Annotated in this window: 14 protein-coding genes; 6 read left to right on the top strand and 8 right to left on the bottom strand. The window is 69.3% G+C overall.

What is annotated here, in order from left to right:
* Positions 1-36: 36 nt before the first annotated feature.
* Genes AB0M63_RS38385 through AB0M63_RS38370 form a run of 4 tightly spaced genes read left to right on the top strand, consistent with a single transcriptional unit; the run spans position 37 to position 3890 of the window.
* Positions 37-954: an SDR family oxidoreductase gene (locus tag AB0M63_RS38385; protein WP_366022600.1), complete on the top strand. Its 918-nt coding sequence runs from the start codon at positions 37-39 to the stop codon at positions 952-954.
* Between the two features lie 11 nt (positions 955-965).
* Complete coding sequence (locus tag AB0M63_RS38380; RefSeq protein WP_366022664.1) at positions 966-1835, top strand: amidohydrolase family protein; 870 nt, start codon at positions 966-968, stop codon at positions 1833-1835.
* A gap of 10 nt (positions 1836-1845) precedes the next feature.
* Positions 1846-3405 (top strand): long-chain fatty acid--CoA ligase, encoded by a 1560-nt coding sequence (locus AB0M63_RS38375; protein WP_366022599.1) that lies wholly within the window; start codon positions 1846-1848, stop codon positions 3403-3405.
* Positions 3406-3434: 29 nt separating this feature from the next.
* Complete coding sequence (locus tag AB0M63_RS38370; protein ID WP_366022598.1) at positions 3435-3890, top strand: MaoC family dehydratase; 456 nt, start codon at positions 3435-3437, stop codon at positions 3888-3890.
* A 49-nt stretch (positions 3891-3939) separates the two neighbouring features.
* Here AB0M63_RS38370 and AB0M63_RS38365 read toward each other — a convergent pair whose 3' ends face one another.
* From AB0M63_RS38365 to AB0M63_RS38330, 8 genes are all read right to left on the bottom strand, one after another.
* Positions 3940-4779, bottom strand: coding sequence for a hypothetical protein (locus AB0M63_RS38365; RefSeq protein WP_366022663.1), 840 nt, complete (start codon positions 4777-4779; stop codon positions 3940-3942).
* Positions 4780-4790: 11 nt separating this feature from the next.
* The gene (locus AB0M63_RS38360; protein ID WP_366022597.1) at positions 4791-6464 is read right to left on the bottom strand and encodes a PHP domain-containing protein; all 1674 of its coding nucleotides are present in this window, start codon (positions 6462-6464) and stop codon (positions 4791-4793) included.
* 27 nt (positions 6465-6491) lie between these two features.
* Positions 6492-8321, bottom strand: coding sequence for a LamG-like jellyroll fold domain-containing protein (locus tag AB0M63_RS38355; RefSeq protein WP_366022596.1), 1830 nt, complete (start codon positions 8319-8321; stop codon positions 6492-6494).
* A 52-nt stretch (positions 8322-8373) separates the two neighbouring features.
* The gene (locus AB0M63_RS38350; RefSeq protein ID WP_366022595.1) at positions 8374-11340 is read right to left on the bottom strand and encodes a glycoside hydrolase family 2 TIM barrel-domain containing protein; all 2967 of its coding nucleotides are present in this window, start codon (positions 11338-11340) and stop codon (positions 8374-8376) included.
* Positions 11340-12203 (bottom strand): carbohydrate ABC transporter permease, encoded by an 864-nt coding sequence (locus tag AB0M63_RS38345; protein ID WP_355923165.1) that lies wholly within the window; start codon positions 12201-12203, stop codon positions 11340-11342. The genes AB0M63_RS38350 and AB0M63_RS38345 overlap by 1 nt, the downstream gene beginning before the upstream one ends.
* A gap of 13 nt (positions 12204-12216) precedes the next feature.
* Entirely contained in the window at positions 12217-13176 is a 960-nt protein-coding gene (locus tag AB0M63_RS38340) for a sugar ABC transporter permease (protein WP_366022594.1), read from the bottom strand.
* A complete protein-coding gene (locus AB0M63_RS38335) occupies positions 13176-14462 on the bottom strand; it encodes an extracellular solute-binding protein (RefSeq protein ID WP_355923169.1) in 1287 nt (428 codons plus the stop codon). The genes AB0M63_RS38340 and AB0M63_RS38335 overlap by 1 nt, the downstream gene beginning before the upstream one ends.
* A gap of 121 nt (positions 14463-14583) precedes the next feature.
* Positions 14584-15600, bottom strand: coding sequence for a carbohydrate kinase family protein (locus AB0M63_RS38330; protein WP_366022593.1), 1017 nt, complete (start codon positions 15598-15600; stop codon positions 14584-14586).
* Between the two features lie 127 nt (positions 15601-15727).
* Between AB0M63_RS38330 and AB0M63_RS38325 the strand changes: the two genes are divergently transcribed.
* On the top strand, positions 15728-16492 hold the full coding sequence (locus AB0M63_RS38325) for a DeoR/GlpR family DNA-binding transcription regulator (RefSeq protein WP_317879370.1): 765 nt from the start codon (positions 15728-15730) through the stop codon (positions 16490-16492).
* Positions 16489-17826 (top strand): 6-phospho-beta-glucosidase, encoded by a 1338-nt coding sequence (locus AB0M63_RS38320; RefSeq protein ID WP_366022592.1) that lies wholly within the window; start codon positions 16489-16491, stop codon positions 17824-17826. The genes AB0M63_RS38325 and AB0M63_RS38320 overlap by 4 nt, the downstream gene beginning before the upstream one ends.
* The last annotated feature ends 98 nt before the right edge of the window (positions 17827-17924 follow it).

The following is a 17924-nucleotide window of genomic DNA, read 5'->3' as shown; positions in this document are numbered from 1 at the left end:
GCGGGACGCCGCACCCCCATGTGAAGGGACCCACCCGTGCCCAGCATCGATCTGACCGGCAAGGTCGCCGTCGTCACCGGCAGTGGCCGGGGCCTCGGCCTCGCCTACGCACACGCCCTGGCCGCCCACGGCGCGTCCGTGGTGGTGAACGACATCGACGAGGCGGTCGCCGAGCAGGCCGTGAAGTCGATCACCGAGGCGGGCGGCACCGCCGTCGCCGAGGTGGTCCCGGTCGGTACCACGGAGGCCGCCGAGCGACTGGTGAACCGGGCCGTCGAGGAGTTCGGGCGGCTCGACGTGCTGGTCACCAACGCGGGCATCCTGCGCGACAAGGTGCTGTGGAAGATGACCGACGACGACTTCGACGCGGTGATCACCACCCACCTGAAGGGCACTTTCACCTGCGCCCGCGCCGCCGCCGTACGTATGCGCGAGCAGGGTGAGGGCGGCACCCTGATCCTGGTCGGCTCGCCGGCCGGCCAGCGCGGCAACTTCGGCCAGACCAACTACGCGGCCGCCAAGGCGGGCATCGCCGCCTTCGCCCGCACCTGGTCGATGGAGCTGGGGCGCGCGGGCATCACCGTCAACGCGATCGTGCCGGTCGCCGCGACCGCGATGACCGAGACGATCCCCGCCTTCGCCCCGTACGTCGAGGCACTGAAGAACGGGGAGTCCTTCCCGGACTTCCTCCGCAAGGGCGAGGGCTTCGGCACTCCCGAGGACTGTGCCGCCCTCGTTCCCTTCCTCGCCTCCGAGGCCGCGCGCTCCATCACCGGCCAGGCCATCGGCATCGGCGGTGACAAGGTGGCACTCTGGTCCCACCCGCAGGAGATCAGCGCCGCCTACGCCGACGGCGGCTGGACCCCCGACACCCTGGCCGACGCCTTCCCCACCTCGGTCGGCGCCGAACTCCAGTCGGTGGGCATTCCCGCACCGAAGCTCCCGGAGGCGTGATGGCATCCCCCATGAACCCCGGCGACCTCGTCGCGATCGACGTCCACACCCACGCGGAGGTGTCCTCCAAGGGCCACGCCTCCCTGGACGACGAACTGCACGACGCCTCCTCCGCCTACTTCAAGGTCGAGGGCAAGCGGAAACCGACCCTGGAGGAGACCGCCGCCTACTACCGCGAGCGGAAGATGGCCGCCGTGATCTTCACGGTCGACGCCGAGTCCGCGACGGGCACCGAACCCGTCCCGAACGAGGAGGTCGCCGAGGCCGCCGCCGCCAACGCCGACGTGCTCATCCCCTTCGCGTCCATCGACCCGTTCCGGGGCCGGGCGGGCGTGAAGCAGGCACGGCGGCTGGTCGAGGAGTACGGGGTGAAGGGCTTCAAGTTCCACCCCAACATCCAGGGCTTCTTCCCCAACGACCGGGCCGTGGCCTACGACCTGTACGAGGTCATCGAGGAGACGGGCACCATCGCCCTCTTCCACACCGGTCAGACGGGTATCGGCGCGGGAGTGCCGGGAGGCGGCGGCATCCGCCTCAAGTACTCCAACCCCCTGCACGTGGACGACGTCGCCGCCGACTTCCCGCACCTCAAGATCATTCTGGCGCACCCGTCCTTCCCCTGGCAGGACGAGGCCCTCGCCGTCGCCACCCACAAGCCGGGCGTGCACATCGACCTCTCCGGCTGGTCGCCGAAGTACTTCCCGCCGCAGTTGGTGCAGTACGCGAACACCCTGCTCAAGGACAAGGTCCTCTTCGGCTCCGACTACCCCGTCCTCACTCCGGACCGCTGGCTCGCCGACTTCGAGAAGCTGCCGATCAAGGACGAGGTCAGGTCGAAGATCCTCAAGGAGAACGCCGCCCGCCTGCTCGGGCTGACATAAGGGGCGCCGGATGCGCAACGAGGGACTGGGGTCATGGCCCGCACGCCGGGCCCGCAAGACCCCGCACCGTACCGCCCTGGTCCACAACGGACCGTCGACCGACCATGGCACATCGCATACGTCGACCGGCTACACCACTTCGCATACGTCGACCGACTACAGCACATTGCATACACGAACCACCCGCCTCGCCCATGCCCTGCGCACCCGGGGCGTCCGACGCGGCGACCGCATCGCCTACCTCGGCCCCAACCACCCCTCCTACCTGGAGACCCTGTTCGCCGCCGGCATCCTCGGCGCGGTCTTCGTCCCCCTCAACACCCGCCTCGCCGGCCCCGAGATCGCCTACCAACTCGCCGACTCCGGCGCCAAGATCCTCGTCTACGGCCCCACACACGCCGGACTCGTCGCCGGACTGCCGGGCAGCACCGACGTACGCATCTACATCGAAGTCGGCGCCGAATACGAGGAGTTGCTCGACGCGGCGCCCGACGACCCCATCGACGAGCCCGTCGCGGCCGACGACACCTGCATCATCATGTACACCTCGGGAACGACCGGCCGCCCCAAGGGCGCCATGCTCACCCACGGCAACCTCACCTGGAACGCGGTCAACGTCCTCGTCGACACCGACCTGATCGCCGACGAACGCGCCCTGGTCTCCGCCCCGTTGTTCCACACGGCCGGCCTCAACATGCTCACCCTGCCGGTGCTGCTCAAGGGCGGGACCTGCGTCCTGGTCGAGGCCTTCGAACCGGCGGCCACCTTCGACCTCATCGAACGGCACCGGATCACCTTCATGTTCGGCGTGCCCACGATGTTCGACCAGCTCGCCCGGCACCCCCGCTGGGCCGACGCCGACCTGTCCTCGGTGCGCATCCTCACCTGCGGCGGCTCCCCGGTCCCCTCACCGCTGATCGCCGCCTACCAGGAGCGCGGACTGACCTTCCTCCAGGGCTACGGCATGACGGAGGCCGCGCCCGGCACCCTCTTCCTCGACGCCGAACACGCCGTGAGCAAGGCGGGATCGGCGGGCGTACCGCACTTCTTCAGCGACGTACGGGTCGTACGGCCGGACCTCACCCCCGCCGACGTCGGCGAGACCGGCGAGGTCGTGGTGCGCGGACCGCATGTCATGCCCGGCTACTGGGGGCTGCCTGAGGAGACGGCCGCGGTCTTCGCCGACGGCTGGTTCCGCAGCGGGGACGCGGCCCGGACCGACGAGGACGGGTACGTGTACATCGTCGACCGTATGAAGGACATGATCATCTCCGGTGGGGAGAACATCTACCCCGCCGAGATCGAGGACCTGCTCCTGGCCCACCCCGACATCGTCGAGTGCGCGGTCATCGGTGTCCCCGACGACAAGTGGGGCGAGGTACCGAGGGCGGTCGTCGTGCCACGCGAAGGGGCCTCGCCCGACCCCGACGAAGTGCTCGCCTCGCTGGCCGGCCGGCTCGCCAAGTACAAGATCCCCAAGTCGATGGTGGTCGCCGACGAACTCCCGCGCACCGCCTCCGGGAAGCTCCTCAAGTCCCGGGTGCGCCAGCGCTTCGGCACCAACTCCTGAGTACCGACTCCCAAGTTAAGGACAGCTCTATGGGTATCACCGTGAACGGCCTCGACGAACTCAAGAAGCTCGCGGACAGCGACCTGGGCACCAGCGAGTGGATCGAGATCACTCAGGAACGCATCAACACGTTCGCCGACGCGACGGGCGACCACCAGTGGATCCACGTCGACCCGGAGAAGGCCGCGCAGGGACCGTTCGGCGCCCCGATCGCGCACGGCTATCTGACCCTCTCCCTCTTCATTCCGCTCTTCACCGAGCTGCTGGACGTCGAGGGCGTGTCGACGAAGGTCAACTACGGCCTGAACAAGGTGCGTTTCCCCGCACCGGTCAAGGTCGGGTCGCGGATCCGGCTGGTCGCGAGGCTCGCCTCGGTCGAGGACGTGCCGGGCGGGGTGCAGATCGCCGTCGACGGCACGATAGAGATCGACGGCGGGCCGAAGCCCGCCGCCGTCCTGCAGAGTCTCTCGCGGTTCTACGCCTGAGCGGCGCCTGCTGTCGATTGTCTACTGTTGCCCGTCCGCTGCTGCCTGTCTACTGCTGTTTGTACGAGTAGACGCTGGTCGACACCACGCACACGCCCGGCTGTACGACCTCGGCGCGGAGCGTGCCGCTGTTCACGTCGTAGTCGATGCCCTCGGCCTCGAACGTGCCCGTGCAGATGCTGCGTTGGGGCAGCGCGAACAGGCTCGTGACCGTGCCGGTGATCGGCTGCCCGTCCAGCTTGTGCTCCAGGTCGACCTGGAGCAGCGGGCGGATCTCGGGGAACTTGCTCCCCGAGGCGTCGTCGGAGACACACACCAGGCGGGTGTCCGTTACGAAGTCGCAGCCCTGGATGTCGTTCACCGTCTTGTCCAGGGTGATCTGCCCGGCCTGCGGCAGCGCTCCGCCCGTCGCCGGCGTGGACGGGTTGAGCAGGGGTGTGGGGAAGACCTGGAGTCTGGACTGGTCGCCCCACTCGCCCGACACCATCCACTGGGTGTCGGGCGAGACGGCGTCGAAGGAGTTGTTGATCTTCTCGCCCGAGTCGAGCGTGTGGACGTAGGTGTAGCGCGTCCCGGACGGCGTGGTCACCGCGAACATCTTCGACGTCCCCGTGTCGGCGCCCTGGTAGGCGTCGAACACATAGCCGTTCGCGATGTCCGGGTCACCGATGTGGTTCCAGCCCTGGCTGCGCAGATCCAGCGGGATGGACGCCAGGCCGCGGTACAGCAGCGAGCCGTCCGCGCGACTGGCGACACCCTCACCGCCGCCCAGGCTGTCGGTGTAGGCCGTGCCGGTCTCCGCCCAGGGGGAGCCGGCCGCGGAGGCGGTGCTCACGCCGAGCGTGAGGGCACCCAATAAGGCGGCGAGGACGGTGAGTTGACGCTTCATCAGAGACTTCATCAGATACCTGCCAGGTCGACGAAGATGGGGTTGGAATAGAACCATGTGTCGGCCCACGGGTCACCGTTGCCGGGCTCGTGGGGGATCGGGCCGTGCGGGTCGATCGAGGCGCCGAGGTAGCCCGCGCCGTGCCGCTTGCCGTCGCTCCCGCGCAGCCGCAGATAGAAGGACTCGTCCCCGGCGGTCACCGGGACGCGCAGCGTGTACGTCCCCTTGCGGCCGCTCACTTCAGCGGTACGGACGACCTTCGTGTCCGGCGCCCGCCACGCGTCCCGGTCGGACACCGCACCGCGCACCGCGCCCCGGATCACGTCCACGTGCGCCAACTCGGGCAGGATTCCCTGGGCGTTGGGCCGCGAGGCCGTCGTCACGGTGACCTCCAGGGTGAGCCGGTCACCCTTGCGGACCCGCAGCCGGCCGCCCAGCGTGACGCCCCGACCGTGGTCGCAGTCCCGCTTCAGCCGGACGTCGAGCCCGTCCAGCAGATGCCCGTGGTCGACCCAGACCCGGCCCGCGCGCATACCGGCCATCACCGCGCCGTAGCCGTAACGGGTCACACCGACGTGCGTCCGGCTGAACTCGCCCGGCCAGAAGTCGCTGCCGGGCTGCGCGGTGTCGGTGTTCACCGGGTCGGGCAGCTTGCCGGTGTTGTCGAAGTTCTGCCCCTCGGGCCAGGCGCCGTTGGCCCAGGTGTCGTAGACCGTACGGTGGTTGTCGGAGTTGGTGGTGATCGAGAACAGCCGACCCTCGGCCAGCATCGAGTCCCACAGCCCGCCGACGGTCGCCGTCGCCCAGTCGAAACCGCCGTAGGTCACATACGCGTCCGCCGGATAGCCCGACCAGGACTGCGCCGACGGCTTGTTCTCGTACTCGCCGCGGATAGAGGTGGCGCCGCGCCAGCCGGGGAGGGCCGCGCCCTGGGCGCCGGGCGCGCCCTCCATGCCGATCATGATCTCGGGGGCGGCGTCCCGCCAGGCCCGCATCTCGTGCGGGGAGTCGATGCCGAGCCGCAGCGGGTGGTTGGCGAGCACGAGGACGTCGTCGACATAGCCCGAACGGCGCTGCTCGGCCAGCCACTTGATGGCCTTGACGGCATGGGCCTCGTTGCGGGCGGTGTCCGTGGCGCCGGCCGCGCCCTCCGTGTAGGCCAGGAGCTTGCCGTCGTAGGCCAGCTCGAACTGGGTGAGCAGATCGACCTCGTGAGGGCCGGGCGCGGCGAACACCGTGCAGTGCTCGGCGGCCGGGATGTACCACTCCAGGCCCTGGAAGATGAGCTGACGCGGGTTCTCGGCGCGCGCCTTGAGGATCTCGGCATGTTCCAACTCGGCGCCGTAGTAGGCGTGTCCGAAGTTGGAGTGCTCGTTGAACACCATCCAGTCGAGACCGTACTTCGCGGCGGCCTTCGCCTGCTGGGAGAACGTGTACTTGGCGTCGTGGCTGTACACGGAGTGCACATGGTGGTCGCCGACGAGGTAGGCGAGGCGCGGGTCGTCGCCGCCGTAGCCGCGACCGGCCGCCGACGCGGAGGTGGCGAGCGGTCCCGCGCCGAGCGTGAACGCGGCGCCGAACAGCCCCGCGCGCCGCAGGAGTTGACGTCGGGAGACGCCCTGCGCGTCGAGGGCGGCGGGGGAGACGGACGGGTCGGCCCAGGTGGGCAGTTGCTGCTCGGTCATGATCGGTGTGATTCCTCTGGAGGGCTGTCAGTGGGTCATGAAGGAGGACACGGGCAGCGCCCGGGAGACGATCCGGACGTCGCCGAGGCGGCCGTGCAGGATCTGGTCGATCTTGTCCGCGTACTCGTAGCCGCCGAGCAGCCACGGCTGTCCGGAGGAGGCGATGCCGATCGCGGGGGCGTGCGGATTGCGGGCCACCGGGCAGCCCTGCACATACATCGTGGTGTGCCGTCCGTCGTTGACGACGGCGAGGTGCCACCAGATCTCGGGGTCGGTCTCGTCGCCCCAGTTGGTCGCCAACTGCCGCTGGTTGAGCGGGTGCACCGCCCACTGCGGGCCCGGGCCGTCGGAGAGGGACAGGGTGGCGAGCGGCTCGTCGGGGTCGTCCGTCACCGTGCCGACGGAGCCGTTGCGGCCGGTGCGGCTGACCAGTCCCGCCCAGGCGTTGTGCGAGGCGTTCCAGTCGGCGGGCAGCCAGTAGAACGCCTCGATGGTGTAACCGTCCTTGAACGTCGCCGAGTTGAGCGGAGCACCGTCGACGGTCCGCAGGTAGGCGCCCTTCAGCGGGGACTTGTAGCCGGTGAACTCCAGGCTGCCGTGGCCCGGTTGGTCGGGGTGGTGCTCGGCCGACCAGCCCAGGGTGCCGCCGTTCACGGAGACCACGGTGAGGTCGTTGCCGCGGCCCGACAGGTCACGGACGGTGCCGGTGACCGGGGACTCGAAGCGCCAGTAGGCGGCCGTGCCCGGGATCACCATCCTCGACGCGGGGCGCGCCGCGCGGACCGGCACCGGGTCGAAGCCCGCGAAGCGGTCCGCGAAGTCGATGTCGACGGAGAACCGGTCGGCGTCGCCGCTGAGTTCGATCTCCTGCCGTTCCAGCTCGTTGAGACCCTTCGCCGCCCGGCCCAGGATCCACGGCGACACCGTCTCCACGTCGATGACGTCGCGGTCCAGGTCGAAGTGGTAGAGGCGGATCATCGCCGCGCCGCCGAAATAGCGGTTCTGATAGTTCGTCAGGTGCAGGTGGACGTCGTTGCCCGCCGCGTTCTTGCGGGTCGCCCGGCGGGCGGGCCAGTAGTGGCCGTTCAGGGTGAGGAAGATCTGGTCGTGGTCCGCGATGAGCTGGTCCCACAGTTGCTGCCCGTAGTCCGACAACGTGTCGTCGTCGACGACCAGTTCGTGCGTGGTGAGGATGACCGGTGTCTTCGGGTGCCGGGCGATGACGTCCTTGGCCCAGGCGTAGCCCTTCGCCGACAGCCGCCAGTCCAGCGCGAGCACGAGCCACTCCCGCCCGGCCGCCTGGAACACGTGGTACGTGTTGTAGCCGTCCGAAGAGGCCCCGCCGAACGTCGACTTGTCCTTGAAGCGCTGCGGGCCGAACGCGTCCAGGTACGGCGACGTGCCGCGCTGGTCGTCCGTCGACGACTTGATGTCGTGGTTGCCGGCCAGCACGCTGTAGCCGACGCCCCGCCGGTCCAGCAGCCTGAACGCCTCGCCGATCGCGGCGAATTCGGGCTCGGCCCCGTTCTGCGTCAGGTCGCCCAGGTGCGACAGGAAGACGATGTTCTTCTCCTTGCCGTGCTCCAGGAGGTAGCGCAGCGAGGCCTCGATCGGCGCCTTGTCGATGCTCGGCCCGTCGAAGAGGTACTGAGTGTCCGGCATCACGGCCAGCGTGAAGCGGCGGCTGTCGGAGTCGGGCCGCCAACTCGCCGTCGCCGGGGCCGCTTCGGCGCCGGCCGGCAGCGCGACACCGGCCGTCGCGGCGGCACCGAGCAGGGCCGTCGCGCGGAGGAAACTGCGCCGTCCGGCGCCGGCCTGGGCCGTCTCGCACTGATCGTGGTCATGCGAAGTACACACGTGTGCTCCGTACAGGGTGAGTGCTCGTGAAAGCAGCTGAGAACTGGGGAGTTCAGAGAACGCGCAGGGTCCAGCTCCAGCGATGGACGCCCGGTGCGACGAGGTACTGGGCCGAGGTGTCGGGGCCGCACGAGGCCGTGCCAAGACCCCGGTGCGCCGCGTCGAGATGCACCACACAGGTCGAGCGCGGCACCAGTTCGTCGTGATGCCGTACGGCGGTCAGATCCTCGGCGCGATAGCGGGTGACCGAGACCTGGCGGGGCTCGTCGAGGTCGACCGTGAGACCGGTGGCGTCCGGCGCCGACAGCGTGAACCGCCGTACCCCGTGCCGGCCACCGCTCTCCTGCGGCCGCAGATACGGGGTGAACAACTCGTCGACGGGGACCGAGTGGTGACCCACGGGCGCGCCCGTACTCCGGTCGGGGTACGACTCCCACGGACCCCGGCCGAACCACTCCAGCAGATCAAGACCCGGCACCGTCTCGAACACGGTGCCCACCCGGGCCACGTCGTCGAACTCCTCGGGCAGTTCGGCCGACTCCTCCACCCGGACCCCGCCCTCGACCGGCGTGAACACCTGGCAGTGCCGGACCACACCGACCGCCCCGGCGTACTCGGCGACCGTCGTCACACGCTCGCCGTCCCGCCGTACCGAAACGACCTTCCGGACCAGCGAATCGAGCCCCCAGGCCCGCCAGCGCGGCGCCATTCCGCCCAACTCGTCGTTGTCGGTGGGCGCCCGCCACAGGGACAGGGTCGGGGCGAGGGCCAGCAGCGGGTGGAGGAGGAGGCCCTCGCCGTCGACCTCCACCCGACCGCTGGTCACGGGGCGTGCCGTCACGCGCGCCGCCGCCCGCAGCCGGACCTGGGGTGTGCACACCTCCGTGTCGCGAGGCGCCCAGGCCTGGTCCTCGGCCGTTCTCACCCGCAGCGTCAGCCAGGCTTCCCCGCCGTCCTCCGGCAGGTCGAACGGCAGCGGAACCGCCACCGTCTCGCCCGGGCACAGCGCGGGCAGTTCGGCCGGAGCCGTCAGCGTGCGGCCGTCCGCGAGCGCCAACTCCCAGGTCCCGGCGAGCCAGTCGAGGCCCCGGAAGTGCTGGTGGTTGCCGAGGACGATGCCCTCGTGCCGGAAGCACTCGATGCGCACCGGCGCCGCGATCTCCCGGTGCTCGAACAGCACCGGCTTGGGTGTGCGGTCGGGAAAGACCACGCCGTCCGCGATGAACGCGCCGTCGTGGACGCTCTCGCCGAAGTCACCGCCGTACGCCCAGCGGTGGCCGGGCGCGGCGACACCGTTGTCATAGAGGCCGGCTCCCGCTCGGCCGGTGGGTCTTCCGTCGCTCACACGCTGCAGGATCCCGTGGTCCCAGAACTCCCAGATGAAGCCGCCCTGAAGACCCGGGGTTGACTCGATGGCAGCCCAGTGGTCGGCGAGCGTGCCGTTGCTGTTGCCCATCGCGTGCGAGTACTCGCACTGGATCAGCGGTTTCGTCTGCTCCCCGGACAGCGCGTGCGCGACACAGTCCTCCAGCGACGCGTACATCGGGCACGCGATGTCGGAGGCGAGATCCGGATCCGCCCAGCCGCGCTTGGCCGCGCCCTCGTACTGGACCGGCCGGGTCGGGTCGTGCCGGCGCACCCAGCCGGCCGCCGCGTCGTGGTTCGCGCCGTAGTCGGACTCGTTGCCCAGCGACCACACGATGACGGAGGGGTGGTTCTTGTCGCGGAGCACCATCCGCGAGATCCGGTCCACGAACGCGTTCAGATAGCGCGGGTCGTCCGCGATCTCGTGCGCGTGGTCGTGCGACTCGACGTTCGCCTCGTCGACGACGTAGAGGCCCAGTTCGTCGGCGAGGTCGTAGAGCGCCGGGTCGTTCGGGTAGTGCGCGGTGCGGACCGCGTTGAAACCGAACCGCTTCAGCAGGACCAGATCCGCGCGCATGTCGTCGTACGACACCGTGCGGCCGGTCAGTGGATGGAAGTCGTGCCGGTTGACGCCCCGGACGAACACCCGCTCCCCGTTGACGAGCAGGTCCCGCCCGACGATCTCCACATCACGGAAACCGATGCGCCGGTACGACGTGTCGGCGACCGTTCCGTCCGCGCGGTGCAGCCGGACCGTCAGCCCGTACAGCTCGGGCGTCTCGGCGTTCCAGGTGCGGACCCCGGGGACCGTGGCCCTGATCCGGGCCTCGCCGAGGAAGTCGGAGACCCGGTCGTCCTCCTGGTTGAACCGGTCGAACTCCTCGTCCTGGCAAAGGAGTTGGCCGTCGAGGTCGCCGACGACGTACCACCCGGCGGGCAGCGCACCGCCCGCGTCCCGCACCTGGCAGTCGACCCGCAGCTCCCCGTCGAACCGGGCTCGCACGGTCACGTCGGCGAGATACAGGGGATCGGTCGCGTACAGCAGCACCGACCGGGTGATGCCCGCGTGCCACCACTGGTCCTGGTCCTCGATGTGCGAGGCGTCCGACCACTTGACCACGGTCAGCCGTACAGTGGCGCGCCCGCCGGGACGTACGACGTCCGAGAGGTCGAACTCGGCGGCGAGGTGCGAGTCCTTGGAGATGCCGACGGGCCGTCCGTCCACGTGCACGAGCAGCACGCTCTCGGCGGCCCCCACCTGGAGCACGATCCGCCGCCCTGCCCAGTCGGCCGGGACGTCGATCTCCCGCTCGTACACACCCGTCGGATTGTCGGCGGGCGACAGTGGAGGGAATTCTGTATACGGCATACGGACGTTCGTGTACTGCGGCAGGTCGGCGTGGGTGGCGTCGGAGCCAGCGGCGTCGGCGTCGGCGGCGGCGCCGGTGGATTCCATAGTCCATACACTCGGCACGTATACCGAGGACCAAGCGTCCCCGACCGGCGCGTCCGGCGCCGGCAGCAGTTGGAAGCGCCAGTCCCCGTCGAGCGCGAGCGCGCCGGCGCGGCGGTCGACGGCGGACATGGGCAACCGCCCCCAGGAGGTCACCTCGGGTGACTCCCAGGGGCGGAGCGCGAGCAGCGGGTCGGTCATCAGCGGATGGCTCCCTTGCCGAGGTCGCCGATGATCTGCTTGGCGCCGACCGCGAACACGATCAGCAGGGGGACGAGGGCGAGGAGCGCGCCGGTCATGACCATTCCGTAGTCGGTGGTGCCGTGGGTGCCGTTGAGCTGGGAAAGAGCCACCTGGAGCGTCACGTTGTTCGGGTTGGTGAGGGCGATCAGGGGCCAGGCGTAGTCGTTCCACTGGCCCATGAAGGTGAAGATGCCCAGGAAGGCGAGGCCCGGCCGGACCACCGGAAGGGCCACGTGCCAGTACTGGCGCAGGAAGTGCGCGCCGTCGATGCGGGAGGCATCGAGGAGTTCGTCGTGGATCGCGCTCTTCATGTACTGGCGCATCCAGAAGATGCCGAACGCGTTGGCCGCCGCCGGCACGATCAGCGCGGTCATCGAGCCGATCCAGCCGAGCTTGGCCATGATCACGAACTGCGGGATGGCCGCGAGCTGGGCCGGCACCATGAAGATGACCATCAGCAGGGCGAACAGGACGTTCTTGCCCGGGAATTGGAACTTGGCGAAGACGAACGCGGCCAGCGAGTCGAAGAACAGGACCAGGAAGGTCACCGACCCCGCCACGAGCACCGAGTTGAACATCGAGCCGAAGAAGTCGATGTTGTCGAAGAGGCTGCGCACGTTCTCCAGGAAGTGCGAACCCGGCAGCAGCTTCGGCGGGTAGGAGAAGATCTCCGACGAGGTGTGCGTCGACATGATCACGGCCCAGTAGAACGGGAAGGCCGAGAGCAACACGCCCAGGATCAGGGAGACATGCAGGGCGATGCCGCGGCTCCGGGTGCCCCGGATCGCCTTCGGCCGCCGTGTGCCTTGGAGGAATGCCATGGTGACCGACTCCCTAGTCTTCGCCCCGGCGCTGCACCAGGCGCCAGTTGACGATGGAGAAGAGGATGACGACGAGGAAGATGCCCCAGGCCACGGCGGCGCCGTAACCGAAGTCGTTGTTGTCGAAGGTCTGTTGGAAGAAGTACAGGACCATCGTCTGGCCGGAGTGCCCCGGACCGCCCGCGAACGTCGAGTCGTTCGAGGTGTTCTGCAGCAGCACCTGTGGTTCGGAGAAGCTCTGCAGTCCGGTGACCGTCGAGATGACGAGCACGAACAGCAGCACCGGGCGCAGCAGCGGCAGCGTGATCCGGAAGAAGGTCTGCACCGGTCCGGCGCCGTCCATCCGTGCCGCTTCGTAGAGTTCGCTCGGGATGGTCTGCAGACCGGCGAGGAAGATGATCGCGTTGTAGCCGGTCCACTGCCAGGTCATCAGCGTCGCGATGGCGATCTTGATGCCCCACGGGGTGTTGAGCCAGGCGATCTGATCGATCCCCACCGCCTGCAACAGGGCGTTCACCAGGCCGAAGTTGGTGGAGAACACCGAGCCGAAGACGATCGCGATCGCCACCACCGAGGTGACGTTCGGGAGGAAGTAGGCGAAGCGGTAGACGTTCTTGAAGCGGACCGCCGAGTTGAGCATCACGGCGGTGACCATCGCCAGGAAGATCATGGGGAAGGTGGCCAGCGCCCAGATGATCAGGGTGTTGCCGATCGAGTTCCAGAAGTCGGTGTCGCTCAGCAGGTACTTGTACTGCGACAGACCCGCCCACTCCATCGAGCCGAGGCCGTCCCAGCGGTGGAAGGAGAGGTAGAGCGAGAAGCCGACGGGGATCAGCCCGAAGCAGAGGAACAGCAGATAGAACGGAGAGATGGCGGCATACAGGTGCCAGTACTTGCGCCATCCCGTCCTGGGTCCTGCGGCGGCGGACGTCCTGTCCACGGCGACCGGGGGCTTGTCGAGTGCGGTGGCCATCAGTGGCTCACCCCCAGGTGGTCCGCGATGCGCCGGCACTTGCTCATGGCGTCACTCCAGGCCTTCTCGGGGTCCTTCCCGAGGACACCGACGTTCTTGATCTCGTCCTTGATGGGCTGCCCGAGCGCTACGTCGAACGGGCTGTTGTAGGCAACGGTGATCTTCTGCGCGGCCGGACCGAAGACGTCCGTCGTCACCTGACCGCCGAAGAACGGGTCGGGCGCCCGCAGTTGCTTCAGCCCGTATGAGGCGGGTGTGGAGGGGAAGAGGCCCGCGTCGATGTAACCCGACGCCTGGTTGGCCGCGTTGAGCATCCACGCGATGATCTCGAAGGCCCGCTCGGGCTCCCGGCACGCCTTGGTGACCGACAGGAACGAGCCGCCGTTGTTGGACGGCCGCACCGGCATGTCCGCGACCCGCCACCTGCCCTTGGTCTTCGGGTTGCCGCTCTTGATGTCGTACGTCGCCCAGGACGCGCCGAGTTGACTGGGCAGCTTCCCGGTGTCGACCGCCGAGATCTGGTCCGGGGTGCCGGTGACGAGGTCCGAGACGATCCCGCGCCGCTTGGCCTCCACCGCGAGCGCCCAGGCGTTGCGCACATGCTCCTGGTCGCCGATGAAGTGCCGGTCCTTGTCGACGTACCGCTTGCTCCCCTGCTCGACGACCTTCTCGAAGACACTGTTGACGTCGGTCAGCAGCGAGGTCCCCGGGATCCGCTTCTTCAACTGCACACCGGCCGCGAAGAACTTCTCCCAGGTGTTCAACTCCCTGGAGACGTCGGCCGGTTCGTACGGCAGCCCCGCCTTGCGGAACACGGCGTACTGGTAGAAGTGCGCCACCGGCCCGCAGTCGATCGGGAAGCCGACCATCGTGCCGTCGTCGGCGATGCCCTGCTCCCACTTCCAGGTCAGGAACTGGCTCTTGTACTTGTCCGCGCCGAGCGTCCTGAGATCCACGAACTGGTCGGAGTTGGGCAGATAGGACGCCATGTCCTCGCCCTTGAGGCCGGCGATGTCGGGGATGTGGGCCCGGCCGGCCATCGTGGTGATCAGCTTCGACCGGTAGTAGCCGCCGATCTTGATCGCCTGGAGGTCGACCGTGCTGTCGTAACGCGCCTTGGCCTTCTTGACGACCGTGTCGCCGAGGCCGCCGTCCCAGTACCACAGGACCATGTTCCGGCCGGTGGAACCGGTCGGAACGGCACAGCCGGACGCCAGGCCGCCGAGCGCCGTGGCGGCCGTACCGGCCAGGCCCGCACGGAGCAGGCCTCTTCGTGAGAGCCGCACAGCTCTCACCGCCTTTCGGATCTGTTCGATCTGTTCGGGTCGTGCACAGAGGGGCTGAGTGGGGGGAATTCCGGGGGACTTGCGAGGTGGTGACCAGGGGGACTTGCGAGACGTGTGGGGGCTACCGCGGTGCGGGGGGAGTGACCGGCGCGTACGTGACCGGCGGGCCGGGGTCCGCCGGGATCCTGTCGACAAGGAAGCCGTATGCACGCCGCAGTTCGGGATCGCGGACTGTATGCAGCCAACGGTCGACGCCGTACCAGCCGGGCGCCGCCAGCGCGCCGCCGTGGTGCTGGACGGACAGTCCGGCGGCGAGGACCGCGAACCGCAGCCGTTCCTCCAGCGGCCAGCCGCCGAGCGAGGCCGCGACGAAGCTCGCGCCGAACACGTCACCCGCGCCCGTCGCGTCCAGCACGTCCACGTCCAGGGCCGGGACCTCCGCGTACTCGCCCGTCGTCTGGTCGACGGCGACCGCCCCGTCGCCGCCGCGCGTGATCACCGCGACCGGCACCAGCTCGCTGAGCGTGCCGAGCGCCGCGACCGCGCTGTCGGTGCGGGTGTAGGCCATCGCCTCGGCCTCGTTGGGGAGGAAGGCGTGGCACAGGGCGAGCTGGTCCAGGAGGTCGCGGGACCACTGCTGGGTGGGGTCCCAGCCGACGTCGGCGTAGATGTGCGTGCCGTTCGCGGAGGCCTTGGCGAGCCAGGCGCGCGGCTCGGCCTCGATGTGCACCAGCGCGGTGCGCGCCTCGGGCGGGTCGCCCATCAACTCGTCCTGGGAGTACGGCGGTTCCTGGCCGTGGGTGACCAGCGCCCGGTCTTCGCCGTGCGCGAGCGAGACGGTGACGGGGGTGTGCCAGCCGTTCGCGGTGCGGGACAGGGAGAGGTCGACGCCCTCCTGGCCGGCGAGGACCTCGTGGCAGTACGTGCCGTAGAAGTCGTCGCCGAAGACCGTGGCCAGAGAGGTGTTCAGGCCGAAGCGGGACGCGGCGACCGCCAGGTTGGCGATACCGCCGGGGCCGCAGCCCATGCCGGACGTCCAGATCTCCTCGCCCGGCGTCGGCGGCTGCCCCAGACCCGTGAGGACGAGGTCGTAGAAGAGCAGCCCGGTCAGCAGCACATCGGGCCGGTCGTCATCCACGCGCACATCCTCTCGTCAAAACTCTTCATTTCGGTGACGGGAATCGTGCGCCGCTCGACGAGATTGGTCAATACCCGAGCAGAACTGAGCATAGAAATGATTGAAGATGACGAGTAGTGTTCGCGGTGTGCTGGCAGAACGACGACATCAACTCATCCTGCGGGCCCTGCGCTCCGGTGGCCCCGCGGCCGTGACCGATCTCTCCGAGCAGCTGGGTGTGAGCCCCGCCACGATCCGGCGAGATCTGCTCAAGCTGGAGGAGGACGGGCTGCTCACCCGGGTCCACGGCGGTGCCGTGGCCGACGAGGGCGACCAGCCCTTCGCCGAGGTCGCCGAGGTGCGGGTGGCCGAGAAGGACGCGATAGCCGCGCACGCCGCCGCCATGGTCGCGGACGGCCAGTCGGTCCTCCTCGACATCGGCACCACCGCCTACCGGCTCGCCCGGCAACTGCACGGCCGCCGGCTCACCGTGATCACCAGCAACCTCGTGGTCTACGAGGAGCTGGCCGACGACGAGGGCATCGAGCTGGTGCTGCTCGGCGGGATGGTCCGGCGCGAGTACCGCTCCCTGGTGGGCTTCCTCACCGAGGACAATCTGCGCCAACTGCACGCCGACTGGCTGTTCCTCGGCACCAGCGGGGTGCGGCCCGGCGGGCAGGTGATGGACACGACGGTCGTCGAGGTGCCGGTCAAGCGGGCCATGATCAAGGCCGGTGAAAAGGTCGTCCTGCTCGCCGACGCGCAGAAGTTCCCGGGTACGGGCATGGCGAAGGTGTGCGGTCCCGAGGACCTGGACGCGGTGGTGACGAACGCCCCGGTCGACCCGGCGACCCGCTCCTCCCTGGAGGAAGCGGGCGTCGAGGTCGTCGTGGCAGGAAAGGTGAAAGCGTGAAGCTGACGATTCTGGGCGGCGGCGGGTTCCGGGTGCCGCTCGTGTACGGGGCCCTCCTGACGGACCGCGGCGAGGGCCGGGTCACCGAGGTGGTGCTGCACGACCTGGACGACAGTCGACTGTATGCGGTCGCCCGGGTACTGGCCGAACAGGCCGCCACCGTGCCCGACGCCCCCGAGGTCACCGCCACCACCGACCTCGACGAGGCCCTGCGCGGCGCCGACTTCGTCTTCTCGGCGATCCGCGTCGGCGGCCTGGAGGGCCGCGCGAACGACGAGCGAGTGGCGCTGGCGGAAGGCGTCCTCGGCCAGGAGACGGTCGGCGCCGGCGGTATTGCCTATGGTCTACGAACCGTGCCCGTCGCCGTCGACATCGCACAGCGCGTGGCCCGGCTCGCCCCCGACGCCTGGGTCATCAACTTCACCAACCCGGCGGGCCTGGTCACCGAGGCCATGTCCCGCCACCTCGGCGACCGCGTCATCGGCATCTGCGACTCACCGGTCGGCCTCGGCCGCCGTATCGCCAAGGTCCTCGGAGCCAACCCGCGCGAGGCCTTCATCGACTACGTCGGCCTCAACCACCTCGGCTGGGTACGCGGCCTGCGCGTCGCCGGCCGGGACGAACTCCCGCGCCTGCTCGCCGACCCCGACCTGCTCGGCTCCTTCGAGGAGGGCAAGCTCTTCGGCACCGACTGGCTCCAGTCCCTCGGCGCGATCCCGAACGAGTACCTGCACTACTACTACTTCAACCGCGAGACCGTCCGCGCCTACCGCGAGGTCGAGAAGACCCGGGGCGCGTTCCTGCGCGACCAGCAGGCGCGGTTCTACGACGAGATGAAGCGCCCCGACGCCTCCGCGCTGACCGCCTGGGACCGCACCCGCGCCGAGCGCGAGGCGACCTACATGTCGGAGAACCGGGAGACCGCCGGCGCCGGCGAACGCGACGCCGACGACCTCTCCGGCGGCTACGAGAAGGTCGCCCTCGCCCTGATGCGGGCCATCGCCCGCGACGAACGCACCACCCTGATCCTCAATGTGCGCAACCACGGCGCGCTGTCGGTCCTCGACGCGGACGCCGTCATCGAGGTGCCCTGCCTGGTCGACGCCAACGGCGCCCATCCCGTCGCGGTCGACCCGCTGCCCGACCACGCCACCGGCCTGGTCTGCGCGGTCAAGGGCGTCGAGCGCGAGATCCTCACGGCGGCGGAGAACGGCTCCCGTGCGACGGCGGTGAAGGCCTTCGCGCTGCATCCGCTGGTGGACTCGGTGAATGTCGCGCGCAGGCTGGTCGAGGGGTATACCGAGGTCCACCCGGGCCTGGCGTACCTTAAGTAGGCAACCGTCTGGTAAGCGCTTTCCCCCGTTCTCGCCAGTTCGCTGTCCGCAGCGGCTTCCCCACCTCTCAGCAGCTCCCTGGTTCCCTGGAGACTCCC

Source organism: Streptomyces sp. NPDC051576 (genome assembly GCF_040681835.1).
Taxonomy (GTDB): Bacteria; Actinomycetota; Actinomycetes; order Streptomycetales; family Streptomycetaceae; genus Streptomyces.
This window is presented reverse-complemented; position numbering and strand designations above follow the sequence as displayed.